The 26,334-nt window shown below is 64.0% G+C and carries 25 protein-coding genes; 7 read left to right on the top strand and 18 right to left on the bottom strand.

Translation table 11 applies throughout. From position 1 onward, the window contains the following. Window position 1: 1 nt before the first annotated feature. Window positions 2–340: a P-II family nitrogen regulator gene (locus tag E1748_RS25310; RefSeq protein ID WP_006048089.1), complete on the bottom strand. Its 339-nt coding sequence runs from the start codon at window positions 338–340 to the stop codon at window positions 2–4. A 433-nt stretch (window positions 341–773) separates the two neighbouring features. Between E1748_RS25310 and E1748_RS25305 the strand changes: the two genes are divergently transcribed. Both E1748_RS25305 and E1748_RS25300 read left to right on the top strand, forming a co-directional pair. Then, window positions 774–1,028 (top strand): accessory factor UbiK family protein, encoded by a 255-nt coding sequence (locus tag E1748_RS25305; RefSeq protein ID WP_133650002.1) that lies wholly within the window; start codon window positions 774–776, stop codon window positions 1,026–1,028. A gap of 98 nt (window positions 1,029–1,126) precedes the next feature. After that, entirely contained in the window at window positions 1,127–2,680 is a 1,554-nt protein-coding gene (locus E1748_RS25300; RefSeq protein WP_133650001.1) for a YifB family Mg chelatase-like AAA ATPase, read from the top strand. A gap of 352 nt (window positions 2,681–3,032) precedes the next feature. On the opposite strand, the gene E1748_RS25295 is transcribed toward E1748_RS25300, so the two are convergent. Next, window positions 3,033–3,629, bottom strand: a complete 597-nt coding sequence (locus E1748_RS25295; protein ID WP_166653628.1) for a hypothetical protein — start codon at window positions 3,627–3,629, stop codon at window positions 3,033–3,035. A 148-nt stretch (window positions 3,630–3,777) separates the two neighbouring features. Here E1748_RS25295 and E1748_RS25290 point away from each other — a divergent pair, with 148 nt between their 5' ends. After that, window positions 3,778–4,302, top strand: a complete 525-nt coding sequence (locus E1748_RS25290) for a peroxiredoxin family protein (RefSeq protein ID WP_133650000.1) — start codon at window positions 3,778–3,780, stop codon at window positions 4,300–4,302. A gap of 60 nt (window positions 4,303–4,362) precedes the next feature. Here the strand turns inward: E1748_RS25290 and E1748_RS25285 are convergent, their stop codons facing one another. The 9 genes from E1748_RS25285 to ugpQ all read right to left on the bottom strand — a co-directional run bounded on the left by E1748_RS25285 (window position 4,363) and on the right by ugpQ (window position 14,465). Next, window positions 4,363–5,712 carry a sigma-54-dependent transcriptional regulator gene (locus E1748_RS25285; protein ID WP_133650521.1) on the bottom strand — a complete coding sequence of 450 codons (1,350 nt, stop codon included), beginning with the start codon at window positions 5,710–5,712 and terminating at the stop codon, window positions 4,363–4,365. Window positions 5,713–5,730: 18 nt separating this feature from the next. Next, window positions 5,731–7,749 carry a sensor histidine kinase gene (locus E1748_RS25280; protein WP_205965312.1) on the bottom strand — a complete coding sequence of 673 codons (2,019 nt, stop codon included), beginning with the start codon at window positions 7,747–7,749 and terminating at the stop codon, window positions 5,731–5,733. A 13-nt stretch (window positions 7,750–7,762) separates the two neighbouring features. Next, entirely contained in the window at window positions 7,763–9,043 is a 1,281-nt protein-coding gene (locus E1748_RS25275; protein WP_133649998.1) for a dicarboxylate/amino acid:cation symporter, read from the bottom strand. Then, window positions 9,024–9,305 carry a hypothetical protein gene (locus tag E1748_RS25270; protein WP_133649997.1) on the bottom strand — a complete coding sequence of 94 codons (282 nt, stop codon included), beginning with the start codon at window positions 9,303–9,305 and terminating at the stop codon, window positions 9,024–9,026. Before E1748_RS25270 ends, E1748_RS25275 begins: the two co-directional genes overlap by 20 nt. A 227-nt stretch (window positions 9,306–9,532) precedes the next feature. Beyond that, window positions 9,533–10,600 (bottom strand): ABC transporter ATP-binding protein, encoded by a 1,068-nt coding sequence (locus E1748_RS25265; protein WP_133649996.1) that lies wholly within the window; start codon window positions 10,598–10,600, stop codon window positions 9,533–9,535. A gap of 25 nt (window positions 10,601–10,625) precedes the next feature. Next, window positions 10,626–11,417: an ABC transporter permease gene (locus tag E1748_RS25260; RefSeq protein ID WP_133649995.1), complete on the bottom strand. Its 792-nt coding sequence runs from the start codon at window positions 11,415–11,417 to the stop codon at window positions 10,626–10,628. Further along, the gene (locus E1748_RS25255) at window positions 11,414–12,352 is read right to left on the bottom strand and encodes an ABC transporter permease (protein ID WP_133649994.1); all 939 of its coding nucleotides are present in this window, start codon (window positions 12,350–12,352) and stop codon (window positions 11,414–11,416) included. The genes E1748_RS25260 and E1748_RS25255 overlap by 4 nt, the downstream gene beginning before the upstream one ends. A 140-nt stretch (window positions 12,353–12,492) precedes the next feature. Beyond that, window positions 12,493–13,605: an ABC transporter substrate-binding protein gene (locus E1748_RS25250; RefSeq protein WP_133649993.1), complete on the bottom strand. Its 1,113-nt coding sequence runs from the start codon at window positions 13,603–13,605 to the stop codon at window positions 12,493–12,495. A 74-nt stretch (window positions 13,606–13,679) separates the two neighbouring features. Beyond that, window positions 13,680–14,465 (bottom strand): glycerophosphodiester phosphodiesterase, encoded by a 786-nt coding sequence (gene ugpQ, locus E1748_RS25245; protein ID WP_420819351.1) that lies wholly within the window; start codon window positions 14,463–14,465, stop codon window positions 13,680–13,682. A 378-nt stretch (window positions 14,466–14,843) separates the two neighbouring features. Between ugpQ and E1748_RS25240 the strand changes: the two genes are divergently transcribed. Continuing rightward, window positions 14,844–15,602, top strand: coding sequence for a DeoR/GlpR family DNA-binding transcription regulator (locus E1748_RS25240; protein ID WP_133649992.1), 759 nt, complete (start codon window positions 14,844–14,846; stop codon window positions 15,600–15,602). Window positions 15,603–15,621: 19 nt separating this feature from the next. On the opposite strand, the gene E1748_RS25235 is transcribed toward E1748_RS25240, so the two are convergent. Next, window positions 15,622–17,289, bottom strand: a complete 1,668-nt coding sequence (locus E1748_RS25235; RefSeq protein WP_133649991.1) for a Na/Pi cotransporter family protein — start codon at window positions 17,287–17,289, stop codon at window positions 15,622–15,624. Between the two features lie 198 nt (window positions 17,290–17,487). Here E1748_RS25235 and E1748_RS25230 point away from each other — a divergent pair, with 198 nt between their 5' ends. Next, window positions 17,488–18,177: a histidinol-phosphatase gene (locus E1748_RS25230; protein ID WP_133650519.1), complete on the top strand. Its 690-nt coding sequence runs from the start codon at window positions 17,488–17,490 to the stop codon at window positions 18,175–18,177. 9 nt (window positions 18,178–18,186) lie between these two features. Here the strand turns inward: E1748_RS25230 and E1748_RS25225 are convergent, their stop codons facing one another. From E1748_RS25225 to tauA, 3 genes are read right to left on the bottom strand one after another with little or no spacing between them, the layout of a single operon-like run. After that, window positions 18,187–19,083, bottom strand: a complete 897-nt coding sequence (locus E1748_RS25225) for an ABC transporter permease subunit (protein WP_133649990.1) — start codon at window positions 19,081–19,083, stop codon at window positions 18,187–18,189. Beyond that, window positions 19,080–19,889: a taurine ABC transporter ATP-binding protein gene (locus E1748_RS25220; RefSeq protein ID WP_133649989.1), complete on the bottom strand. Its 810-nt coding sequence runs from the start codon at window positions 19,887–19,889 to the stop codon at window positions 19,080–19,082. The genes E1748_RS25225 and E1748_RS25220 overlap by 4 nt, the downstream gene beginning before the upstream one ends. 14 nt (window positions 19,890–19,903) lie before the next feature. Next, a complete protein-coding gene (gene tauA, locus E1748_RS25215; RefSeq protein ID WP_133649988.1) occupies window positions 19,904–20,917 on the bottom strand; it encodes a taurine ABC transporter substrate-binding protein in 1,014 nt (337 codons plus the stop codon). Between the two features lie 484 nt (window positions 20,918–21,401). Between tauA and E1748_RS25210 the strand changes: the two genes are divergently transcribed. Beyond that, window positions 21,402–22,991: a hypothetical protein gene (locus E1748_RS25210; RefSeq protein ID WP_133649987.1), complete on the top strand. Its 1,590-nt coding sequence runs from the start codon at window positions 21,402–21,404 to the stop codon at window positions 22,989–22,991. A gap of 51 nt (window positions 22,992–23,042) precedes the next feature. Here E1748_RS25210 and lipA read toward each other — a convergent pair whose 3' ends face one another. The 3 genes from lipA to E1748_RS25195 form a co-directional block, all read right to left on the bottom strand. Continuing rightward, a complete protein-coding gene (gene lipA / locus E1748_RS25205) occupies window positions 23,043–24,044 on the bottom strand; it encodes a lipoyl synthase (protein WP_133649986.1) in 1,002 nt (333 codons plus the stop codon). A gap of 13 nt (window positions 24,045–24,057) precedes the next feature. Next, the gene (gene lipB, locus E1748_RS25200) at window positions 24,058–24,840 is read right to left on the bottom strand and encodes a lipoyl(octanoyl) transferase LipB (protein WP_133649985.1); all 783 of its coding nucleotides are present in this window, start codon (window positions 24,838–24,840) and stop codon (window positions 24,058–24,060) included. A gap of 86 nt (window positions 24,841–24,926) precedes the next feature. Continuing rightward, window positions 24,927–25,253: a DUF2917 domain-containing protein gene (locus E1748_RS25195; RefSeq protein WP_133649984.1), complete on the bottom strand. Its 327-nt coding sequence runs from the start codon at window positions 25,251–25,253 to the stop codon at window positions 24,927–24,929. Between the two features lie 99 nt (window positions 25,254–25,352). Here E1748_RS25195 and E1748_RS25190 point away from each other — a divergent pair, with 99 nt between their 5' ends. Then, window positions 25,353–26,324: a transcriptional regulator GcvA gene (locus tag E1748_RS25190; protein ID WP_133649983.1), complete on the top strand. Its 972-nt coding sequence runs from the start codon at window positions 25,353–25,355 to the stop codon at window positions 26,322–26,324. Window positions 26,325–26,334 lie beyond the last annotated feature (10 nt).

The following is a 26,334-nucleotide window of genomic DNA, read 5'->3' as shown; positions in this document are numbered from 1 at the left end:
TTTACAGGGCGTCCGCGCCGGTCTCGCCGGTACGAATCCGAATCACTTGTTCGATCGGCGTGACGAAGATCTTGCCGTCGCCGATTTTTCCGGTGCGCGCTGCACGCTCGAGCGCTTCGATGGCCTGATCGACGATGTCGTCCGAGACCGCGGCCTCGATCTTCACCTTCGGCAGGAAATCGACGACGTACTCGGCGCCCCGATACAGTTCCGTGTGCCCTTTCTGACGTCCGAAGCCTTTGACTTCGGTAACCGTGATCCCCGAGACGCCGATGGCCGACAAGGCTTCGCGCGCCTCATCGAGCTTGAACGGCTTGATGATTGCGGTGATGAGTTTCATGACTGCCTCGCTTTTAGTTGCGTAACCTTGCTAACCCGTAATTGCTGCGTAACTTTCTGGTAACCCGTTTGCGTGGTACGTCGACAGGGCAACCCGTTTGCCGGATCGCTTTTTCTGCGCCGTCCGGTCGCCCGGGATGCGCGCGGGGCAGTAACAGCAACTCGCATGCCATGTGTGTGGCAGACTGTCGCCCGCGGTGCTGCGGAGGGTTGTCGGCGGGACTGGCCGAACGGCCAACGTACGCGGTGGGCGGTGGCATGCCGCGTGGATCGTTGCTAGAGTGAACGCAAGGGTCGGGCATCGGGGTGCGCACCAAACGCGTTCATCCGTCAGCCGGCGCCCATCATCGATGCACCAGCATCGGTCACGCGCCGATGCGGGGCACAGCGGTAATGAAACACGCACGGTTTTTGTGCAATCAAGGGGATTTACGATGAAACAACCGAACGACGTCTTCAACGACTTTCAGGCGCGTATCAGCGATCTGCTCAAGAACTCGCCGGCGAAAGACGTGGAGCGCAACGTCAAGGCGATGCTGTCGCAAGGCTTTTCGAAACTCGACCTCGTAACGCGCGAGGAATTCGACACGCAAACCCAGGTGCTGGTGCGCACGCGCTCCCGGCTCGAGGAACTCGAACGGCGGGTCGCGGAACTCGAACAGAAGCTGCCCGTTACGCAGTCGTCCTGATCTCCCGCTGATCTACGCCTCATCGGCAAGCGAGCCATGACGTCGTCAGTGTTCTAGAGAAAGGTGCGCCGCAGGGCGCACGGTCCGACGGAGAAAACATGTCGCTTGCCGTGGTGCGCAGTCGCGCGCCGGCCTCTGGCCGCGCGCCAGAAGTAACCGTCGAGGTTCATCTCGCGAACGGGCTGCCGTCGTTTTCGATCGTCGGCCTACCGGATCTCGAAGTTCGCGAAAGCCGCGAACGCGTGCGGGCGGCGCTGCAGAACTGCGGCCTCGATTTCCCCGTTCGCCGCATCACGGTCAATCTCGCGCCCGCCGACCTCCCGAAGGAATCGGGCCGCTTCGATTTACCGATCGCGCTCGGCATCCTCGCCGCAAGCGGCCAGTTACCCGCTGAGTCGCTGCTGCATCGCGAGTTCGCGGGTGAGCTGTCGCTGACGGGTGCGCTGCGTCCGATGCGTGGCGCCTTCGCGATGGCGTGCGGTGTCGCGCGCAGCATCGCGCATGAACATGAAACGCCGCCGGACCACACTGCCGAACTGTATCTGCCTGCCGCGAGCGCGCAGGAAGCTGCGCTTGTGCCCGGTGTCGTCGTCTACGGTGCGCCGGATCTGTTGTCGCTCTGCGCACATCTCGCGGGTTCGGAAGACGGGCGTCTTTCGCCTGCGCAGCCTCCCGTCAGCGTTGAAAACACGCCCTCCGCACCGCTGCCCGACATGCTCGACGTGATCGGCCAGCGCGCAGCGCGGCGAGCGCTGGAAGTTGCCGCCGCTGGCGGTCACCACGTGTTGATGGTCGGGCCGCCTGGCGCGGGCAAATCGATGCTCGCGGCGCGCTTGCCCGGCCTGTTGCCGCCAATGAGCGACGACGAGGCATTGACCTCTGCCGCGTTGCTGTCCGCGAGCGCGGCCGGCTTCTCGCCGGCACACTGGCGGCGCAGGCCGTTCCGCGCGCCGCATCATTCGTCGAGCGCCGGCGCGCTGGTCGGCGGACGCAATCCGCCGCAGCCCGGCGAAATCACCCTCGCACATTTAGGCGTGCTCTTCCTCGACGAACTGCCCGAGTTCGATCGTCATGTCCTCGAGACGCTAAGAGAACCGCTCGAAGCCGGCCGCATCACGATCTCGCGCGCGGCGTGGCAAACCGACTTCCCCGCCGCGTGCCAGCTCGTCGCAGCGATGAACCCCTGCCCGTGCGGCTGGCGCGGTGACCCGAACGGCCGCTGCCGCTGCACGCCCGATAACGCAGCGCGCTATCTGCGCAAGCTGTCGGGACCGCTGCTCGATCGTATCGATATCCAGCTCGAGATTCCTGCGCTGTCGCCCGCCGAGCTATCGGCTCGCTCGTCGATGGTAGGCGAGTCGAGCGCATCGATCGCGCAACGGGTGCGCGTCGCGCGCGACCGGCAACTCGCACGACAAGGCAAAACCAATCGCGAACTGAGCGGCCGTGAAGTCGATGAGGTCTGTCGGCCGAACGCCGACGGCGAAGCGCTGCTGCGCGACGCAGGCGAACGTTTCGGCTGGTCAGCGCGCGCTTACTACCGGGTGCTCAAAGTCGCCCGGACGATCGCCGATCTCGCCGGCGACGACATACCAAACGGGGGCCAGGTTGCCGAAGCGGTGCAGTATCGAAGGGCAATGGCCGGGCGATGAATGGTCAAGAAAGGGCAAAAAACGGCTGTCAAGACTTGACTTATGCACACAGACACGCATCGATCAGATTTCGATACAACTGAAAGGTCCACGTTAACCCGATCTTCAAGATCATTGATTTTATTGTCTTTTTTTCGATGCCGAGATCTCAGGCAAACCGTCTCGATGCCCACCGGACGGGCCTCAGGACGACACCGCGAGGAGTTTTCAACAAAGTTATCCACAAGCCCTGTGGGTAACAAAAAAATCCCCATTAAATCCGCCTATTAGCGCAATAAGCTACGGCGGAACTTTCAGTGCGAATCCGGAGCCAACCTTTGCAACCGGCCGATTTCGAGCCGGCGTCGCCCCATCAAAAAAGTTTGAACGACGAAAAAAACTGGTCGACCTGCTCCTGCGGCGGCTCCGCGCTCCCGATGATCGCCGCCTGATACACGTGACGCCCGCGCGCGACGAGCCGTACATGGATGATCCGCTGCTCCTGCTTCGCGCCGGCCTTGCCGCTGTACGTCATCTCGATACCGGGAACCTGGCCGCCCACTGCCAGCGGAATCTGCGCGGCGTGCGCGTCGGGCGCCGCGCCGACGTTGCGCGCGAGCCCCGAGCGCAGGAAGTCGAGCGCTGCGCGCTGCATCTGCGGATCGTCGGACGGCAGCATCACGGTACCGACAGCGAACACCGTATGGTCGGCTTCGGCGACCTGCATCCGCATCGTCATCGACGTGCCGCCGATGACGATCTGCCGCTCGTCGTCACTCGGCTTGGCCGGCAGATCGACGGTGTAGCCGTTATCGTCGTTCATGACCGTGCGCCAGTCGTAGGTCGGCGAGCAGGCAGCCAGCGCGACGCCGGCAGCGGCCGCATAAAGCGCGGCACGAACGGCCGATCGACGACGAAACAAGGATTGCGCGACACCAGAGGAAAGGAAACGAAAAACAGACTGGAACATGAGACCTGAAAGCCAAAGGACAGAAACGAAAAACACATTATCCGCCGATGCCCGCCGCGATGCCGCGTTCCGGGATTGACGCTACAATACGGACGCTATCTGAATGCCCCATGCCGTTTCAGCGCCCCGCGCTATCCGAGGTCTGCTCATGAGCCCTACTCCTGTTACCCGACGTGCCGGCCCGTTCCGCTATATCGCGGCCGCCGTGGTCGCCGTCGCAATCGCGACTGCCGGCTATTTCGCGTTCGGCAGCCAGCAGCACGTCCCCGATGCGACGTTCACGCTGCTGTCCGGCCAGAAAGTGTCGACCAGCGACCTGAAGGGTAAGGTCTATCTGATCAACTTCTGGGCGACGAACTGCGACACCTGCATGAAGGAAATGCCGCAGATGGTCAACACGTACAACCGCTTCAAGGGCCAAGGGCTCGAGTTCGTCGCGGTCGCGATGAACTACGACGCGCCGATGTACGTGACGAACTACACGCAGACGCGCCAGCTTCCGTTCAAGGTCGCAATGGACGACGGCTCCGCCGCGAAGCAGTTCGGCAATGTTCAACTGACGCCGACCACTTTTGTCGTCGACAAGAACGGCAAGATCCTGAAGCGCTATGTCGGCGAGCCGCAGTTCGCCGAGCTCGACCAGTTGCTCCAGAAGGCGCTCAGCGCAGCCTGATTCTGATTCCGCCGCATACGGTATCGGCGCCACGCGTCGATACCGCGTCACACCAGCACCTCATCGCTCCCCATCCCCACGCGCCGCCAGGCCGTATCGCTTGATCTTCTCGTAGAGCGTCGCCTTGCCGAGCTGTAGCCGGTCGGCTGCCACTGCGACCGCACCGCCCGCCTGATCCAGCGCCTCCGCGATCATCGCCCGTTCGAACTGCTCGACCCGCTCTTTCAGCGGCTGCGGTGCGTCGTGTTCGGGCATCGCGGTCGCCTGTTCGTCGGGCACGCCGAGCACCAGACGATCCGCCGCATTGCGCAGCTCGCGCACGTTGCCCGGCCAGTCGCGCTGCATCAGCGCAGTCCGTTGCCGGTCGGTGAGCAGCGGTGCGGGCCGGTCGTAGCGAACGGCTGCATCGAGCAGGAAATGTTCGAACAGCGGCACAATGTCCTCGCGACGCTCGGCCAGCGGTGGCAGCGCGATCGTCACGACGTTCAGCCGGTACAACAGGTCGCGCCGGAACGTGCCGGCCGCGACGTGATCCGTCATGTCGCCCTTCGCGGCGGCCACGATCCGGCAGTTCACGCGGATCGGCTGATTCGAACCGAGCCGCTCCAGCACGCCATCCTGCAGCACGCGCAGCAACTTCACCTGCAGCGCGAGCGGCATGCTCTCGATCTCGTCGAGAAACAGCGTGCCGCCGGACGCATGCTCGAGCCTGCCGATGCGGCGTTTCGCCGCACCGGTGAAAGCACCAGGCTCGTAGCCGAACATCTCCGACTCGAACATCGTCTCCGGCATCGCGCCGCAATTGACCGCGATAAACGGTTTATCGCGACGCGGCGACAGTTCGTGCAGACTGCGCGCGATCAGTTCCTTGCCCGCGCCCGTATCGCCGTTGATCAGCACCGACGCATCGGTCGGCGCGACGTTCGCGATCAGCCGCCGCACCTGTTCGATCGCCGGACTGCGACCAATGATGCGTGGCGCCACCGAACTCTGTCCGGCGAGTTCGCGGCGCAGCGCGAGGTTTTCCAGCACGAGCTTGCGGCGTTCGAGCGCGCGTCGCACCGTTTCGATCAGCCGCTCGGACGCGAACGGCTTTTCGATGAAGTCGTACGCGCCGTCGCGCATCGCCTGCACGGCCATCGAGATATCGCCGTGGCCGGTGACGAGAATCACCGGCACGTCGGGCGCACGTTCACGGCACTGCGCGAGCAGATCGAGCCCGCTCGCGCCCGGCAGGCGGATATCGCTGACGACCACGCCCGCGAAGTCCGGCCCGATCGTGCGCGCCGCGCTTTCCGCGGACGCATGCCCGACGACATCGAAGCCAGCCAGCTGCAAACTCTGCACACTGGCGCGCCGCACGAGTTCGTCGTCTTCGACGTACAGCACCTGCAGACCGTTGTTGACCATGATCGTTGTCACCCGAAATCAGGAGCCCGCGACAAGCGGGTCGGTGGCTGTCGCCCGCGCGCGGCGCAGCGTCAGCACGAAAACAGCACCGCCGCTGTCCGACGCATTGCGCGCGGTCAGCGAACCGCCGCAGTCGCGCGCGATCGACGACGAAATCGCGAGCCCGAGGCCCAGCCCCTGCCCCATCTCCTTCGTCGTGAAGAAAGGTTCGAACAGACGCGGCAGTACGTCGTCGGGAATGCCCGGTCCGTTGTCGCGCACTGCAATCGACAGCGTGCTGTCCGACGCATCGATCTCGATCGAGATACGCGGCGACGGTATGCCGGCCGTTGCATCGAGCGCGTTGCCGAGCAGATTGATCAGCACCTGTTCGAGCCGCAGATCGTCGCAATGCGCGACCAGTTGTGCGCTGTCGTCGTGGATGTCGAACGGTGTGCGAGTTCGCGTCTGTGCATCGACGGCAACGATCTGAATCGCGACGCCCTGCAGGCGCTTCTGCAGCAGCGCCAGAACGTTACGCAACGCACGCGTCACCGGTGCACGCGCACTGCGCGGCCGCGCACGTCCGACGAACAGCTTCAACTGGTTCGTGATCTTGCCCATCCGCTCGGTGAGCGCGGCGATCGCTTCGAGGTTCTCGCGCGCCGACGCATGATCGCCGCGTTCGAGCAGCACGCGCGTGTTGTCGGAGAAGCCGCGCAGCGCCGCGAGCGGCTGATTCAATTCGTGCGTGATACCCGCCGCCATCTGACCGAGCGCGGCGAGCTTGCTCGCCTGCACGAGTTCGTCGTGCGCGGCGCGCAGTTCCTGCTCTGCGCGCGTGCGCTCGCCGACCTCTTTCGTCAGTTGCTCGTTGGCCTGAGACAGATCCGCAGTGCGCTCGGCGACACGCTGATTCAGTTCCGCGTACGCCTTCTGCAGCAGCGCGCGACTGCGGATCATCTCGCGCACGCGCGCCCGGCGCATCCGCCAGTAGAACGCGAACAGGCACAGCGACACATAGCCAAAAGCAGTCACGATAGTCGCGTTGCGCGCATCGCGGTCGACCTGATCGACGGATGCCATCGTGATCAGATGCCAGTCGGGTCCACCGAGCGCACGACGCGACGCAAGATAGCGCGGCGCATAACGGCCGCCGCCGACGCGCACGATCTGCGCGTTGCCTTCGAGCGTGCGCTCGATCGTCACCGGCAGCGGCGCGATCTGCTGCTGTGCGTACTGCCGCGTCTGGTAAATCGACTCGGCGACCGGCCCCGACAGCGGCCGCACCGTGTGATATTTCCATGCAGACACCGACGACAAAAACACGACGCCGTGATCGTCGGTGACGATCAGCGGCTCGGCCGCATCGGCGCCCTGAAACCATTCGAGATTCAGCTTCACGACCGCGACGCCGACGATCTTGCCGTCGCGATAGACCGGTTGCGAGATGTAGTAGCCGGGATCGTGCGAGATCGTGCCGATGCCGAAAAAGCGTCCGACACCGCCCTTCACCGCATCGACGAAATATGGACGGAAGCGATACTCGACGCCGACGAAGCTTTCCGCGTCGTCCCAGTTGCTCGCCGCGACGCAGATACCGTCCGCCTTGATGATGTAGGCCACCGTCGCACGCGCGTGGCGATTCAGGTCTTCGAGATAGCGGTTCGCGCGATCGACGCGCTGCGGGTTCGGCTCGGCGAGCACGTCCTGCACGAACGGATGTTCGGCGAGCAGGTAGGGCAGCGATTCGTAGCGCTCCAGTGTGTTCTTGAGCGCGTTGGTGGTGCGGTCGGCGCGCACGGCGGCGTTGCGCCGCAGACTGTCGATACCGCGCTGCCACGTGATATTCCACGTGAGCGCACTCGCCGCCACGAGCCCGGCGACGAGCACGAAGAAAATCAGCAGGCGGCGCGTCACGGTGGCGGTGTCCGGTCGATGGAAGTCAACCATTGTGGCATAGCCCGACACCGCACCTGCGCCGTCCGTGTCGCCCGCGCCGCCCGTACGGGCAGGTGGGCGGGACGGCCCGGGCGCCGTGGGCCCGTGCCGTCCCATGGTACTCATCGCGTCAGGCGCCGGCCGTTTCGTTGACCTGCACGTCGCCGCGCAGCACCGAACGCAACCGCGCATGGTCGAGTTCCTTCTCCCATGCGGACACGACGACCGTCGCGACACCGTTGCCGACGATGTTCGTCAGCGCGCGGCATTCGCTCATGAAGCGGTCGATGCCGAGAATCAGCACCATGCCCGACAACGGAATCGTCGGCACCACGGCGAGCGTTGCCGCCAGCGTGATGAAGCCAGCACCGGTCACGCCGCTCGCGCCCTTCGACGTCAGCATCGTCACCGCGAGCAATGTGAGCTGCTGCGTCAGCGTGAGATCGGTGTTGGTCGCCTGCGCGATGAACAGCACCGCCATCGTCATGTAGATGTTCGTGCCGTCGAGGTTGAACGAGTAGCCGGTCGGCACCACGAGGCCCACCACCGAACGCGAGCAGCCGAGCTTCTCGAGCTTCAGCATCAGTTGCGGGAGTGCCGCTTCCGACGAACTCGTGCCGAGCACGATCAGCATTTCTTCCTTGATGTACGCGACGAAACGCAGGATGTTGAAGCCGACCACGCGCGCGATGATGCCGAGCACGACGACCACGAACACGACCGACGTCAGATAGAACGTGCCGATCAGTTTCAGCATCGGCACCAGCGAGCCGATGCCGTACTTGCCGATCGTGAACGCCATCGCGCCGAACGCGCCGATCGGTGCGAGCTTCGTGATGATGCGCACGACGCCGAACAGCACGTGCGAGATCCCTTCGATGAAGTCCGTCACCACCTTGCCGCGATCGCCGAGCGTTGCGAGCACGCTGCCGAACAGCATCGCGACCAGCAGGATCTGCAGGATTTCGCCCTGCGCGAATGCCGACGAGATCGTGTCCGGAATGATGTGCATCAGGAACTCGACCGTGCTCTGGCCGTGCGCCTTCGCGGCGAACGATGCGACCGCCTTGGCGTCGAGCGTTGCCGGATCGACGTTGAAGCCGACACCCGGTTTCAGCACGTGCGTCGCGATCAGGCCGAGCACCAGCGCGAACGTCGACACGATTTCGAAGTAGAGCAGCGCCTTGCCGCCCACCCGGCCCACCTTCTTCATGTCCTGCATCCCGGCGATGCCGGTCACGACCGTACAGAAGATGATCGGTCCGATGACCATCTTGATCAGCTTGATGAACGCGTCGCCGAACGGCTTCATGTCGACGGCGAACGCGGGCGAGTAATGCCCGAGCACGATGCCGACGATGATCGCGGCGATCACCTGGACGTAGAGGATTTTATAAAAAGGTTTTTTCACGATAATTCCTGCGATGTGGATGAGCCGGAGCAGATGGCCTGCCACGCTGCGCATCACGCGAACGAACGAGCGTCACGCCTGTGCACGGGAGTCGGGCCGCGACAAAGACGATGCGTTCAGGAATATCGGGTGGGAAATTCGGACATCGATTGTCTCCTTGCTGTTGTTGTCGGCCTTCGCGGCCGCAATGCATTTTGCAAGGGTGATGCCAGCTCGCAGGCTCGCTTTGACCTTTGATTTTTATGAGATTTTTCTGAGTCATGCTGCGACGCCGTCCGGGATTCCGGAAATCCGGACGACTCGCGTCGCGGAATCCGGACACAGGCGCGCCGGATAAAAAAATGCCTTTCTCGCGGGAGAAAGGCATTCAGCGGATGTCGGAGACTTTTCTTGTTGTGTGGATCCCGGAGGTCGGTCCTGACGAAACCCACGCAGTCATCGTAGACGGCGAGCGGCGATGCGTCCTTTAACGATGGTTAAACGGAACACTCATGCGCCTTCTTCCAGCACCAGCAGGTTGTCGTGCGAAAAACCCAGCGCAACCGGCTGACCACGTTCCGGCAACCGGCGGTTCGGATCGTTGAACACATCGAGCGAAATCACCGCATCCTTCACGCGCGTCCGGATCCGCACCACCGCGCCGAGAAAATTCACTTCCTCGACGGTGGCCGTCAGCGAGTTGCGACCCGGTGCCGGCGACTCGAGCACGATCGCTTCGGGCCGCAGTGCAAGCAAACGCTTCTTGCCGGCATCGTCGGCGGGCAGTTCGCGCGACGTGACCAGTTCCTGTCCGTCGACGGCCATCTTGCCGCTCGCCGGATCGACCACGTGACCCGACAGGATGTTCAACGTGCCGACGAACGACGCGACGAAACGCGTGCGCGGATAGTTGTAGATCTCCAACGGATTGCCGACCTGCTCGACGCGCCCTTCGTTCATCACGACGATGCGGTCGGAAATCGACAGCGCTTCTTCCTGATCGTGCGTGACGAAGATCGACGTGATGCCGAGTTCGCGCTGCAGCGCGCGAATGTCCTGCCGCAGCGAGATGCGGATCTTCGCATCGAGCGCCGACAGCGGCTCGTCGAGCAGCAGCACCTGCGGCTTGCTCGCGAGCGCGCGTGCCAGCGCGACGCGCTGCTGCTGACCGCCGGACAGTTGCCACGGATAACGCTCGCCGAGCGACGGCAGCTTGATCAACTGCAGCATCTCGTCGACGCGCGCACGAATCTCTTCCTGCGGACGCCGCGCAACACGCAGCCCGAAGCCGATGTTGTCGGCGACCGTCATGTTCGGAAACAGCGCATACGACTGAAACACCATCCCGACGTTGCGCTGTCGCGTGCGCAGATGCGTGACGTCGCGACCGTCGAGACGGATCGTGCCGCGCGTCGGACTTTCGAAGCCCGCGATCATCCGCAGCACGGTCGTCTTGCCGCAGCCCGACGGTCCGAGAAACGTGACGAATTCGCCGCGCTCGATCTGCATGTCGAAGTGATGCAGCGCGGTGTTCGCGCCGAACGCCTTGTGCAGATTTTCGATTTCGAGAAATGCCATGGCTCGCCGCCCCAGTTCCAGTTCGTCAGGTTTTCTGTCCGGACAGCGCGCGCGCCGAACCGAACACCTGGATCAGCCCCATCGAGGCCCACGTGACGACGAACGCAATGATCGCGAGCGCCGACGGTTCATATGCGCGATTCGCGCCGATCAGTTGCAGGTACGGTCCGAACGCGGGCCGGTCGAGCAGGCTCGCCAGCGTGAATTCGCCGATCACCACCGCGAACGTCAGGAACGCGCCGGACAGGATGCCCGAGCGGATGTTCGGGAAGATCACCTTGAAGAGGATCGTGGTCCAGTGCGCGCCGAGGCATTCGGCGGCCTCGGTCAGCGAGCGGATGTCGACCGCGCGCAGCCCCGCATCGACCGCGCGGTACATGTACGGCAGCGACAGCGTCACGTAGCCGAGCACGAGCAGCAGATCGGTCGCGCGCTCGTTGCCGGTGAGCGGCAGGATCGAACTGCTGTTGTAGATGCGCAGATAGCCGAACACGATCACGATCGCCGGAATCACCAGCGGCAGCAGCGTGATGAACTCGACCAGCGGACGCAGCTTCGGCAAGCGCAGCTGCACCCAGTACGCGGTCGGCACGACGAGCAGAATGCCGATCACGATGGTCAGCACCGCCATCAGCATCGAGTAGCCGAACGACGCCTGAAAACGCGGATCGGCCAGCACGACCTTGTACGCGTCGAAGCTGTATGTGCCGCGCCGCATCCGCAGACTGAATTCGAGGGTCGCGATCAACGGAATCAGAAAATACAGCGACCCGACGATCATCGCGATCCATGCGCCCAAGCGCGATTGGCCTTTCATCGACGCCCCCTTTCCGCACGTGCGCGCAGCCAGATATAGCCGCCATTCGACAGACCGGTGACGAGGATCATCCCAAGCGCGAGCGCGTAGCCGAGGTTCGGGTTGTGCAGCACGTCGCCGCGAATCTGCGCGTACAGCAGGATCGTCACGATGTTCAGCGAGCTGCCGGTCAGCGCATACGCAGTCGCCACTGCGCCGAACGAATTCGCGAACAGCAGCAGCGTCGCGCCGAGCACGCTCGGCCACAGCACCGGCAACGCGACGTAGCACCAGTACTGCGACGCGGTGCCGCCCAGGCAGTCGGATGCTTCGCGCCATTCGCGCTTGAGACCGTCGAGTGCCGGCGTGACGATCAGCACCATCAACGGAATCTGGAAATACAGGTAAGTGAGCGTGAGGCCCCAGAAGCTGAGGACGCTGAAGCCGGTCGAATACAGGTTGAAGTCGAAGAACTTCTTCAGCAGCATCGTGACGAGACCGACGCGGCCTAGCGTGCACAGAAACGCGAACGCGAGCGGCACGCCCGCGAAATTCGACGCGACGCCGGAAAACGTCATCAGCGTCGGACGGATCCAGCCGGGCAGTTTGCCCTGCACGGCGGCCCACGCGAGCAGCGAACCGATCACCGCGCCGCCGAACGCCGATGCGGCGCTCACCTTCATGCTGATCCAGTACGCGTCGAGCACGTCTTCCTGGAACAGCTGTCGCAGATTGTCGAGCGTGAAGTGACCCTGCGGATCCTGGAACGCGCCGACGATCAGGAAGCCGGTCGGCAGAATCAGGAACAGTATCGCGAACACGAAGAACGGCAGCACGCCGACCCACGTCCACAGCGACGCTCCGCGCGCCGCGCCGTTCGCCTGCGGCGTCGGTGTGAGTACCGGCGGGACCAGCAGGTCGGCCTGCTCCACGCGAGCCTGCGATGAAGCGCTCATCAGTCACCTCAAAAGCGCGGCGGACTGCAACGGCAGCCCGCTTTCGCACGACAGACCGATGCATCGACGCATCGGTGGAAAAGGTGTGCGCGGCGCCAGGCGAACACCACCTGCACCGCGCGTGGCTTACGCGTTGACGCTTACTTCACGTTCGCGCCGACGGTTGCATCCCATTGCTTCGTAATAACGTCCTTGTACGCGTCCTGCTGCGACAGCGTCGGGAACACGGCGGTCTTGTACGCGGCGGCCGGCGGCAGCTTGTCGAGCAGCGCCTGCGGCACCTTCTTGCTGGCGACCAGTTCGTTGTAGCGGATCGGATGGCAGTAGCCCGCGAGCCAGCCGAGCTGGCCTTCGTCCGAGTACAGGTATTCCATCCACAGCTTCGCGGCGTTCGGATGCGGCGCATACGCGCTGATCGCCTGCGCGTACACGCCCGCGACGACGCCCGTCTTCGGCACGACGACCTGCACCTTCGGATTGCCCTTCAACGTATCGCGATCGGCCAGCGCGTTGTAGTCCCAACGCACGACGATCGGCGTCGTCCCTTGCGCGAGCGATGCAGCCTTGCCGATCACCGGCACGAAGTTGCCGCGCTTGTTCAGGTCGGCGAAGAACTTGAGGCCCGCTTCAGCCGACTTCGACGCATCGTTCTTCGTCTGCGACAGACCGGCTGCGTAAATGCTCTGGATTGCCTGGTTTGCGGCACGCGGATCGCCCGCGAGCGCGACGGCATTCTTGTATTCGGGTTTCAGCAGATCGGACCAGTCGGCCGGCACCTTGTCGATCATGTCGGCGTTCACTTCGAACGACAGTACGCCGTAATAATCGCCGTACCAGTAACCTTCGGCATCCTTCGATTCGGCGGGAATCGAATTCCACGTCGCCACCTTATACGGCTGCAGCAGATTCTGCGCCTTCGCGGTCGGACCGAACGACAGACCGACGTCGATCACGTCCGGTGCCTGCGGGCCCTTGTTGCCCTTGTTCGCCTTGATTGCTTCGACTTCGTCGCCCGAGCCTGCATCCGGATTCAGCTCGTTGATCTTGATGCCGTACTTCTTCTGGAATCCTGCGATCACCGCACCGTAGCCGCACCAGTCGTGCGGCAGCGCGATCACGGTCAGTTGACCTTCCTGCTTCGCCGCTGCGACCAGCGCATCGGGCGGCGCTGCGAGCGCCGCGCTCATGCTCCCGGCCGCGACACCGGCGACGGCCGACATCGAAAGTAAACGGCTTAACGTCGTGCGGTTCATGGTGTTCCCATCCTCTGCCGAAAATTGCTACGTTGATGAATGATCGGGCGTGGCCCTGCTTCGAGACGAACGTTTTACGGCGCGGCGCGCGCGCCGCCGGCGATGATATCGATGCGGTCGGTACAAATCATGTCAACGCCCCAGCGTGCGAGTTCTTCCGCTCGCGCGGGATCGTTCACGGTATAGGTCAGCACGCGCAGGCCGGCTGCATGGATGTCGGCGACGCGTTGCGCGGTCATGTGTTTATGGTCCGCGTGCACCGACACGCAGCGCAGTTCGCGCGCGATCGCGAGCCAGTCGTCGGGCAGCGCTTCGAACAGCATGCCGCGCGGCAGTTCCGGCGCGGCATCGCGTGCAGCGGCGAGCGCTTCGGCGGAAAACGACGACAACAGCGGTTGGGTTTGTCCGTGCCACAGCGTGCGTGCAGCTTCTGCGACGAGCGTGCCCGTCAGCGCATCGCGACCGGGACACGGCTTGATTTCGATGTTCGCGGCGATGCCCTCGCGCGCGCAGCGTGCCGCGACGTCGGCGAGGGTCGGCAGACGTGTGCCGGCAAAAGCGGCGCCGTACCACGCGCCTGCATCGAGGCCGGCGAGTTGCGCCCACGTGTACTGTGCGGCCGCGCCGCGACCGTTGGTCGTGCGGTCGAGCAGATCGTCGTGCAGCAGGTAGACCTCGTTGTCGGCGGAGAGCTTCGCGTCGAATTCGATCATCCGGTAGCCGTAGCGGATGCACGCGTCGAAACCCGCGAGCGTGTTCTCCGGCGCCAGCGATCCGCCGATCCGATGCGCGACGTGCGCCGGGTAGCGCCATGCGCCCTCCGTCGCCCCTGCTCCACCGATCCCCGTCCCCTCTTCCACGTTCAGCCTTCCTTTTCAAATAACCGACAGGCCGGCGCACCCTCCGACGCTGCGTTCCTTCGAACAGCCGCGGATCGCCACACCCGTATCATTACCATCCGAAACGACGCCGAGTTTATCGAAAGCGACATCGACCGTTCGAAAGCGGACATTTTGATTCTTTTTCGAACATCCGCTTTTCGAAATACGTGCCGTCGATTGATGTGCGAAGGCTAAGGTCAAATACACAACTATGCAAGCTGCCAAAAAAATACAACAACGCGCAGGATAAAATAGTACGCTCGACATGTGTCTGACATACCCGCATGGCAGTGATGCTCATGTGGCATTCGTGCGGCACTCACCCCTTTCAATACTTTGCGCCGGGACTCATTGGCAATGTGGCAGAAAGACCGTCATCAACGTATCCGTGCGCTGCTATCCACACTGCAGCGCGTCTCCACCGAACGCATCATGACCGACCTCGACGTGTCGCGGGAAACCGTGCGGCGCGACCTGCTCGATCTCGAAGCGCTCGGCGAACTGCGGCGCGTGCACGGTGGCGCAGTACGGCCCGGCGATGAAGCGCCGATCGCCGAGCGCGCGCATACGCACGTGAAATCGAAGACCGCGATCGTGAAGGCGGCGACCGGTCTGATCGCGAGCGGCCAGACGCTGTTCATCGATGCGGGTACGACCACCGCGCTCCTCGCCGAGGAACTGGCGAAGCTCGCGAACCTGACCATCGTCACCAATTCGATCGATGTCGCGTTGAAGTTGCGCGGCTCTTCGGAGCCGAACGAAGTGATCCTGCTGGGCGGCTCGATCAGCGATCGCTCGTTCGCGACCACGGGTGCGACGACGATCCTCGACATCCGCCGCTATCGCGCGGACGTCGCGCTGCTGTCGCCGGTCGGCATCGATCTGCGCAGCGGCGCGACCAATTTCGATCACGAGGAAACCGAGGTCGCGCGCGCGATGGTGGATAGCGCCGAAAAAGTCGTGATCCTCGCCGACCACAGCAAGATCGGTCAGCGCAGCCGCATTTCGTATTGCCCGATCGAACGCATCGACGTCCTCATCACCAACAGCAAGGCAGTCGACGTCGCGGATTTCCCGCCGCTCAAACGCAAGTTGCGTAAGGTCGTGCTCGCGTAGGTCGTGTGAGCGGCAAGCGTCACTCCTTCACATGCATTTGGTCGAGCGCGCGCTTGCGCAGCCGCGTCTGACGCAACGCACCCGCCGCATCGAGCACCGGATAAGCCGTCGAGCAGAACAGCGAATTGAGCCGCTTCATGTCGCTGATCAGATCGAGATGCAGCGCACTGGTTTCGATGCTGCGCAGCGTCTGTCCAGTGAGGCGATCGACGTGCGCATACGAATACGCACGCTCCAGATCGCGGAAACGTTCCTTCTCGGCGAGCAGTTGTTCCGCACAGCGCAGATCGTTGTTCAGGAACACCGACAGTCCCATCTGCAGGTTGCCGATCAACCGCGTATGCAGATCTTCGAGTTCGCCGAGCCCTTCGTCGGAAAACGCGAGACGGTGCGAAATCTTCTTCTCTTCGATATCGCTGACGATCCGCTCGATGATGTCGCCCGCGTGTTCGAGGTTGATCGTCAGCGCGATGATGTCGGTCCAGCGGCGGCTGTCGGTATCGTCGAGCTGTTCGCGCGAAATCTGCGCGAGATAGGTCTTCACGGCCGCATACAGATGATCGACGTCGTCGTCCATGCGGACCGTGTCGCGCGCCTTCTGCAGATCGTTATGACGCAGCAGATCGGCGACATTGCCGAGCATCGTGCCGATGATGTCGCCGATGCGCAGCACCTCGCGCGCGGCGTTCGCAAGCGCAAGCGACGGTGTGGGGAGCGCGGCGGCGTCGAGATGCAATGGCCGGACCTCGCCGTTCGGCATCGGACGATCCGGCACCAGGCGTTCGCACACGCGGGCGACCGGATCGATCAACAGCAGGCACGCACAGCAGCGCAGCGTGTTGTAGATCACGTGAAAGGCGACCGTCGCCTCGCGCGGATTCGCGATCAGCACCGGCAGGCCGCGCGCGAGCAGCGGTGCGAACGGCAGGATCAGCAGCGCGCCGGCGAACTTGAACGCGAGGCTGCCGATTGCGAGCCGCCGCGCCGCCGAATTCTGCGCGAGCGTACCGATCAGCGCGAGCATCCCGCTGCCGAGGTTCGCGCCGATCACGAGACACAACGCCACCTTCAGCGAGATCACGCCCGACGATGCCAGTGTCGCCGTGAGCAGCACCGCTGCGAGGCTCGAATACGAGATCATCGCGAACGCCGCGCCGACCAGCGCGTCGAGCATCGTGTCGCCGGTCAGCGCACCGAACATCACGCGCACGCCGGCGCCGTGCATCATCGGCTGCACCGCTTCGACGATCAGATGCAGCGCGAGCAGGATCAGCCCGAGGCCGATCGTGACGCGCCCCACCTGGCCCAGTCGCGTCTGCTTGCGCGACAGGAACACCGGCACGCCGAACAGCACGAGCAGCGGCGACAGCCACGACAGATCCAGCGTCAGCACCCGCGCCATCAGCGCTGTACCGACGTCCGCGCCGAGCATGATCGCGAGGCCGGCGGCGAGCGGCAACAGCCCTTGCGCCGCGAACGACGTGACGATCACCGCCGTCGCATTGCTGCTCTGAACCAGACTCGTCACGCCGATGCCGGAGACGAACGCCTTGAGACGGCCATTGGTACTCCGTCCCAACACGCGACGCAGGTCCGCACCGAGCACCCGCAGGATGCCCGTGCGCACGATGTGCGAACCCCACACGAGCAACGCGACCCCGGACAACAGATTAAGAAGAATCAACATGGCGCACTACTTTCGATGCCTGCGACCACGACGATCGCAGGATGCCGGCCCATCCCGTTCCGGCGTTTATGACAGTAGTGTTGCACATTTCTGCCTTATTGTAATTTTGTGCATTTAAATATAGGATCGCCCGGCGTGCAACCACGCACGCGGGCACGGCGTGATGCCGTGTCGACGAACCACCGCGAGGAAAAACCGATGGGCCGCAATCTGGCGCTGTTCGATCTGGATCACACGCTGCTGCCGCTCGACAGCGATCAGGCGTGGGCGCACTTCCTGGCCGGCCTGGGGATCGAAGGCGCGCAGCAGCACGCCGAGGAGATCGACGGGTACTACCGGCAATATTCGGCCGGTACGCTCGATATGAACGACTACCTGCGCTACACGCTGGCACCGCTCGCGCGCTATTCGCGCGAACAGCTCGATGCATGGCACACGCAGTTCATGGAGCAGGTGATTGTCCCGGCGATCCGGCCCAGCGCGCTCGCGCTGCTGCGCCGGCATCGGGATGCGGACGACCTGTGCTGCATCGTCACCGCGACAAACGTCTTCGTCACCGAGCCGATCGCGAAGGCGCTCGGCGTCGAGCATCTGCTCGGCATCGAACTCGGCACCGAGGGCGACGATCCGGCCGCGCGCTATACCGGTTGCGCGACGGGCGTGCCGAGTTTTCGCGAAGGCAAGATCGTGCGCACCGACGCGTGGCTCGCATCGCTCGGCACGACGCTCGCCGATTTTCCGAAGAGCTATTTCTACAGCGATTCGATCAACGACGTGCCGCTGCTCGAACGCGTCACCGATCCGGTCGCGACCAATCCCGACGACCGGCTACGCGCAGTCGCGATGCAACGCGGCTGGCCGGTGCTCGATCTGTTCGACGCGGCTTGAACGAATCGCTCAGCTACGTCCCTTCCACGGTACGAGCCGGCGTTCGAGCGCACGCATCGCGAGGTCGAAGATCCACGCGATCAGACCGATCAGCACGATGCCCATCACGACGACGTCGGTGCGCAGAAAACTCGACGCGTTGAGCACCATCTGACCGAGCCCCGCCGTTGCCGCGACCATCTCGGCGGCGACGAGCGTCGTCCAGCCGAAGCCGATCGCGATGCGTAGACCCGTCAGGATCTCGGGCAACGCGGCCGGCAGCACGACGTGCCGGACGATCTGCGAAAAGCGGCCGCCAAGCGAATACGCCGCGTGAATCTGCTCGACCGTCGCGCTGCGCGCACCGGCTCGCGCAGCCATCGCGATCGGCGCGAAGCACGCGAGGTAGATCACGACGATCTTCGCGGTTTCGTCGATACCAAACCAGATCACGACGAGCGGCAGATACGCAAGCGGCGGCAGCGGACGATAGAACTCCAGCGGCGGATCGAGCAGGCCGCGCGCGACACGGCTGACGCCCATCAGGATGCCGACGGGCACCGCAGTTATCGTGGCGAGCGCGAACGCGCCGAACACGCGCAACGCGCTCCACGCGAAATGTTCGGACAGCGGCAGGCCACCCTGGATGCGGCCATGGCACGCGTCGATAAAAGCGACCCATACGGCTTCCGGTGTCGGCAGGAAGAGCGGCGGTAACCAGTGCAGATGCGTCGCGAGCCACCACAGTGCGGACAGTACCGCGACCGATACCGCGCTCAACGCTGCAGTCGATCCCTCGCCCGGTACGCGCCATGTGCGCACGACGCGTCGCGACGTACGCACGCGCGGAGCCGCAACGGTGCGGCGGCGGGACGGTGACGGCTCGAGCCCAGCAGAACGTTCAAGCGATTCTCGCGAAACACTCATGCCGCACGCTCCTGCAACGCGTGCCCATGCAGATGCTGCACAAGCCGCTCACGCCATTCGATAAACTCAGCCGACGACTTCACCGCACGCGCATCGCGCGTCTCGATGAAGCGTCGCGCGAACGGCAGCTCCCAGGTCTGCGCGATACGTCCAGGACCAGGCGTCATCAGCACGAGCCGCGTCGCGAGAAACAAAGCTTCCTCGACACCGTGCGTAATGAAGAACACCGTCTTGCCGGTCCGATGCCACACGTCGAGCACCAGTTCCTGCATCGACTCGCGCGTCATCGCATCGAGTGCGCCCATCGGCTCGTCCATCAGCAACACCTGCGGATCGCTCGCAAGCGCACGTGCAATGCCGACGCGCTGCTGCATCTCGCCGGACAGCTCGTACACGCGCGCATGTGCATGCCGCTCGAGTCCGACCAGCGCAAGCATCTGCCGCGCGATGCGCTCGCGCTCCGCTTTCGCCACACGCTGGAAGCGCAGTCCGAGCGCGACGTTGTCGAGCACGTCGAGCCACGGCATCAGCGCGTACCTCTGGAACACGACGCCGCGATCCGCGCCGGGTCCGTCGACGGATGCGCCGTTCAGACACACGTCGCCTTCGTCCGGCGCAATGAAGCCTGCGATGCAGTTGAGCAGCGTCGTCTTGCCGCAACCCGACGCGCCGAGCGCGACGACGAATTCGCCTGCACCGATGCGCAGGTCGACGTTCTGCAACGCGAGTGTCGGCGCCGCGCCGCGCGTGCCTTTGTACGCAACCGACAGACGCCGGATCTCGAGACCGTTCGTGGAATCGCTCATAGGTGAGCCGCGGCTTAACGCACAACCCGCTGCACGAACTGCGGATCGACGCCCGCCGAATAATCCGGCAGTACGTTCTGGATCGTGCCTTGTGTCTTCAGGAACGCGGCAGTCGCGGCGAGCGATTTCGCCGCACCCGATTGCGCGCCGCCACCAAGCCATGCATTCGATACCTGTTCGGCCGGCGTCGGAAACGCGTACAACGCGAGACTGGCGGGCACGTCCTGCGGATTCGCACCGGACTCCTTCGCGACTGCTACGACCTGTGGCGACGCTGCGTTCCACGTCGCAGCATGTGCACGGTAATCGGCATCGGTCGATGCGAGCACCTTCACGAAGCGCGTGACGAAGTCCGCGTTGTCGCGCGCGAACCGGCGATCGACGACGAAGCCGTCGAAGGTCGCCTTGCCGGTCTGCCGCGCAACTTCGCCGGACGTAATCAGCACCTTGCCGCTCTGCTTCACCTTCGCGAGCACCGGATCCCAGATGTAGGTCGCATCGATGTCTCCGCGCGCCCAGGCCGCAGCCACTTCGGGCGGACGCAGGTTGACGATCTTCACGTCGGCGGGATTGACGCCTGCGTTCTGCAGCGCGACAAGCGTATGGAAATGCGACGTCGATACGAACGGCACGCCGATCTTTTTGCCCTTCAGCGCGGCGAGATTCGTCACGCCCGAACCGTCACGCGCGACGAGCGCTTCGGCATCGTTGATGTTGTCGAGAATCCAGAACAATGAAATATCGACGCCCTGCGAAAGCCCCGCCGCGATCGGACTGGAGCCCGCTTCGCCGAGCTGCACCGAACCCGATGCGAGCGCGCGGATCACATCCGCGCCGCTGCCGAGCTTGCGATACGTGACCTTGTAGCCGGTCGCTTTCTCGACTTCGCCGGTTGCCTGCGCAAAGCGCCACGGCACGACCATGTCCTGATACGCGATCACGACTTCATGCGTGTCGGCATGTGCGATGGATATGGACAGTGTGGCGTATGTCAAAGCGGCCGCGAGCGGTCTGAGGAATCGGTTCATCTGGAAGCCCTGTACGAGTCTGATGTCGAGAAGGCTTCCGACTATAGGGAGTTTGACGTTATGCGGTTCTAATTAATCCGCGTTTGCTAATGACGGCGTTCGAGCATTGCTTTTCATGCTGCATCGGATTGACGCGATTGCATCGGTGTCCGAACGATGCATTCTGCGTTGGCCTCGTTACTGCGTCGCAACATCGATATCGATGCGGTAACAGCAATCGCGCTCCCGTTCGCACGACAGATTCGCATCCCAATCGATCGCTTCGCGTCTGCATAACGCCCCGTTTTCTGACTGCATAATTTAAGTATTCCTTCATATATCGTTTGCTGACGCCATGACAAAAACAGCACTTCCAACGCACAGCAGCCCGATCAATTCCAGCTCGCTTCAAGATCTTGCGTCCACTCGACAGCCAGGGGAAAGCTCCACGAGCACCAGACCCGCGCCGAACCTGCGAGCATCGATCGAAGGCGCGCCACCGCCGATGCGAAACCGCGCTCCGTCGATTGCCTCGAATGCGCCAGCTACCCGACGCCGCGTATCGCTGCAGGAAACTACCGCGCCCGCGCCGACGCCCGCCGTCGAAACCGGCGAGCAGCGCGCGGCCCGCGAAACCGGTGTCCGCGAGGCGGTCACCGGTTACTTCGCACCACACATCAAGACCGAGGGCGACGAGTCGAACCACGCCGAGTTCCACGCGATGATCGACAATCGCGTAGCGGGATTGATGGACATGGGCGAATCGGCGACATCGATCAAGGAGACGTTCTCGAAGGGGAACAAGATGGACTACGCGGCCGAAGGCGGGCGTGGCTTCGTCGGCTCGATTCCGTTCGGCGTGATGTCACGTGTGCTGGATACGAAGCCTGCGCTGGGCGATACGCTCGTGGCCGGCATGAACCATCTGCCGGGCCTCAAGAACGCACCGGATTCCTTCAAGGGCGGCGCCGCCGGGGGGCTCGCGTCGGGCATCGCTGACCACATTGGCTCGCAGGCGCTGGGACCGACAATGCAGAACAACCAGTGGCTCGCTTCTTCGGCCGAAGACCTCGAAGGACCGATGGTCGGCGCAAAGGCAGCGGCGGAGCAGAGCCAAGGCAAGGCGATCTGGCAGAACGGGGTGTCCATCCAGACGTTCACGGCGCGTAACGTGGTGCGCGGCATCGTGGGGCCAGCGCTCACCGCTGCGGGTCACGTCGCAGGCGCAGTGCAGACCGACTCGTGGCTCGCCGCGCTCGGCTCGCCTGCTGCAGGCGCAGGTTTCAACATGGCGAACCGCTACTTCGCGGCGCAGGATCACCGCGTCGGCCCGGAATATCTGCTGGGACGTAACGACTGGAGGGAACAATACACGGCGCTTAAGGAAGCAACGTGGAAAGGCGCGGCAGCCAACGGCGCGGGGCGCCTCGCGAAAGCCACCGTCAATCTCGTCGACGCGACGCTCAGCGCGCCGCACACGATCACGTCGGCGCCGGGCGTCGCGACGAACATCGGCGCGCTCACCCTGGGGCTTGGCGCCGCCAGCCTGGCCACTGCCAGTGCAGGGGCGCTAGCGAAATCGCATGGTGCAAGCCCAGCGGGGGTCGTGGCCGCCGAGCACGCGGGACGTACGGCGTCATCGGCCGTGGTATTCCCGGCGTGGACCACGGCGGCCATCATCACCGATCCGGCCGTGGGCGCCGCGCGCAAGGTATCGGGTGCGGTTGGCGATCTCGCGCAGAAGGGTGTGTCGACAGTGACGCACACGGCCCTCGAAAAAACCGGAGACGCCGCGCTGGCAGGCGCCAATTACACCGCGCCGAAACTGAGGGCCGCGCGCGATACGCTCGTCGATGCGGGTAACGCGACGGTCGAAGGCGTGAACAGCTTCAGTTCCGCAGTCAGTGAGCGGGCAGGTAATCTGCGCACGGCGGCGGGCGAGCAGGCGACCAGCCTGCGTACCTCAGCGGGCGAAATGCTGGACAACGCGACAAACACGCTGGGCAACGCAGTCACCAACCTGCGCAGACGAACCCGCAATGAAGGCACGCAAGCGCAGGAGCAACCCATTCCGCTCGGCGATCTCAACGTGTAGAACACCGGCAGCGGATGAGGAATCCGCTGCCGTCAGGCTTGCTTACTTCGTTTAGACCACGCCGGCCCCATGCGCCTGCAGATCGGCGTGATAGCTCGAACGCACCATCGCGCCGACGGCCGCGTGCGTGAAGCCCATCTTGTACGCTTCTTCCTCGTACATCTTGAAGGTGTCCGGGTGCACGTAGGCACGCACCGGCAGATGGTGTTCCGACGGCTGCAGGTACTGGCCGATCGTCAGCATGTCGACGTCGTGCGCGCGCAGGTCGCGCATCACCTGAAGAATTTCCTCTTCGGTTTCACCGAGGCCGACCATCAAGCCGGATTTCGTCGCGACATCCGGATGCAGCGCCTTGAAGTCCTTCAACAGCTTCAGCGAATGCGCGTAGTCCGAACCCGGACGCGCTTCCTTGTAGAGGCGCGGCACCGTTTCGAGGTTGTGGTTCATCACGTCGGGCGGTGCGGCGTTGAGAATCCCCAGCGCACGATCCAGACGACCACGGAAGTCCGGCGTGAGAATCTCGATGCGGGTCTCGGGCGACTGCTCGCGCACCTGGCGAATGCATTCGACGAAGTGACCCGCTCCACCATCGCGCAGATCGTCGCGATCGACGCTCGTGATCACCACGTACTTCAGTTTCAGCGCCGCGATCGTGCGGGCGAGATTGGCCGGTTCGTCGGTATCGAGCGGATCGGGGCGGCCGTGGCCGACGTCGCAGAACGGGCAGCGGCGCGTGCACTTGTCGCCCATGATCATGAACGTCGCGGTGCCCTTGCCGAAGCATTCGCCGATGTTCGGGCAGCTCGCTTCCTCGCACACCGTGTGCAGGTTGTGCTCGCGCAGGATCTGCTTGATCTCCGAGAAACGCGAACTGCCGGTCGCCGCTTTCACGCGGATCCACTCGGGCTTCTTCAGTTTCTCGATCGGGATGATCTTGATCGGAATGCGCGCGGTCTTGGCCTGCGCCTTCTGTTTCGCGGTGGCGTCGTACGCGGCGGGTGCCGGTGCGATGTCGGTAGCGGGGGTGGCGGGGTTCGCGGTAACGTCAGTCATTCGTTCGATCCAGTCAGGCGGCAACGACGCCGGCCTGCGGTTGGGTAACGGCTGCGGAGGCCGCGGATTTGCCGTCGATGTTTGCGGTGAGTTGGGCAGCCAGCGTACCGGCTACGTCGTTCCAGCCGGCGGCGACGCCGAGCGTCGCCATATCGATTGTTTCGAGTCCGGCGTAACCGCACGGATTGATGGCCAGAAACGGCTGCAGGTCCATGTTCACGTTCAGGCTGACGCCGTGATAGCTGCAGCCGTTGCGGATCTTCAACCCGAGCGCCGCGATCTTCGCACCTGCGTGCGGTCCCGCTTGCGGACCTGGCGCCACGTAGATTCCGGGGGCGCCCGCCTTGCGTTCTCCGGCGAGATTATACGCCGCGAGGGTATCGATCACACCCTGTTCGATCCGCGTGACGAGTTCGCGCACCATCAACTTGCGACGTCGCAGATCGAGCAGCAGATAGGCGACAACCTGCCCCGGCCCGTGATACGTGATCTGTCCGCCGCGGTCCACTTTCACCAGAGGAATGCCGCTGTCGGCCGCGAGCAGATGAGCAGGATCGCCGGCCTGGCCGAGCGTGAAGACGGGGGGATGTTCGACGAGCCAGATTTCGTCGGAGGTATCGGCGGTGCGGGCGTCGGTGAACGCGCGCATTGCGTCGAAGCTGGTTTCATACGACTCGACGCCGCGCCAGCGCAACTCGACGTGCGGCGGACGGGCCGCGACGGCCGTGACGGGCACGACCTCGGCGGGAATCGGAGAGGACGGCGAAGGAGAAGAAGAAACCGGCGAAGCGCACATAGTTCCGGCAGTTTACCGAAAACCGTCGCGCCTCGCCGGCCGACCGTCGCGGTGGTCGATGCGGACCACCGCGCATTTCATCGGACTCAAACCGCGCGCCAGCCGTCCTTGAAATGCAGACCGAAGCGCTCGCCCATCCGTCCGAGCCAGTTGAGAACCTTCTGATCCGCCCGTGCGGGCACCGCGAACGCGACCCGCGCCGTCGGACCGCCTTCGGCGCTCAGCCACAGCCGCTCACCGCGCCGCAGATGCAGCGTATGACCCGGTTCGAGCCAGTAGTCCCGCGTATCGTCGCTGCGCGTGACCCAGATCGGGTTGCATGTCACCGCGAGCCGCGTGCTGCGCTCGACCCTCATCGGCACCGTTTCACCCGGCCGGATTTCGAACGTGATACTAGAAGAAATTTCTCGCATGACCGCCTCCGCTAATGCTTGTTTGACGCTTACAATCGTAGGCGCATCAAGGGTTTACGCCAAACGATCAATTTTCACGTCTATGTGAGCCAAATTGCGATGGATCTGCGACAACTCCCCGCACTGAACGCGATCAAGGCGTTCGAGGCCGCCGCCCGTCACGAGAGCTTCTCGCGTGCCGCCGACGAACTTTTCGTCACCCACGGCGCGGTCAGCCATCAGATCCGCGCGCTCGAAGCCGAACTCGGCGTCGCGCTGTTCGCGCGCGACGGCAAGCGCGTGCGGCTCACCGACATCGGTCGTCGCTACGCGGGCCAGGTGCGCGCCGCGCTCGAAACGCTCGCCGAAGCCACTCAGGCCATTCGCGCCGGCGATCGCGAACGGCGGCTCGTCGTATCGATGCTGTCGTCGTTCGCCGCGCGCTGGGTGACGCCGCGCATCGGCAGCTTCATCGAGGCGAATCCGCAGTGGGATCTCGAACTGCTGTCCACCAACGCGCTCGCCGATTTCGCGCGCGACGACATCGATATCGCGATCCGCTTCGGCTATGGCAAATACCCGGGCCTGCATGCGGAGCTGCTGCTGGAGGAGATTTTCTTTCCCGCGTGCTCACCGAACTTCAACGGCGGCAAGCTGCCGAAAACGCCCGCCGATCTCGCGAACGTGCCATTGCTGCGCTCGGACGACGAGCTATGGCGTCCGTGGTTCGATGCGGCGGGATTGAACGCGTGGCCGGAGCCGAAGCGCGGCGTGCTGTATCAGGATTCGTCGAACCTGCTGCAGGCAGCGATCGACGGCCAGGGCGTCGCGCTCACGCGGCGCTCGCTCGCGATGCACGAGATCGCGGCGGGCCGGCTGGTGCGGCTGTTCGATATCGATGGGCCGAGCCCGTGGCAGTACTACTTTCTGTGTCCGCAGCAGACGTTGCACACCGAGCGGGTGCAGGCGTTTCGTCAGTGGGTATTCGACGAGGTCGGGCGGTTCCGGCTGCTGTTCGAACGGGCCTGCGCGGAAGGCCCGACGATCACCGCGACGCGCATCTCGAAAGGCGCGCTGCAGGCGGGACGCTGAGCGCGCCCCG

The organism is Paraburkholderia flava (genome assembly GCF_004359985.1).
Taxonomy (GTDB): domain Bacteria; phylum Pseudomonadota; class Gammaproteobacteria; order Burkholderiales; family Burkholderiaceae; genus Paraburkholderia; species Paraburkholderia flava.
The sequence above is the reverse complement of the archived record's forward strand: the minus strand, read 5'-3'. Positions and strand labels throughout refer to the sequence as shown.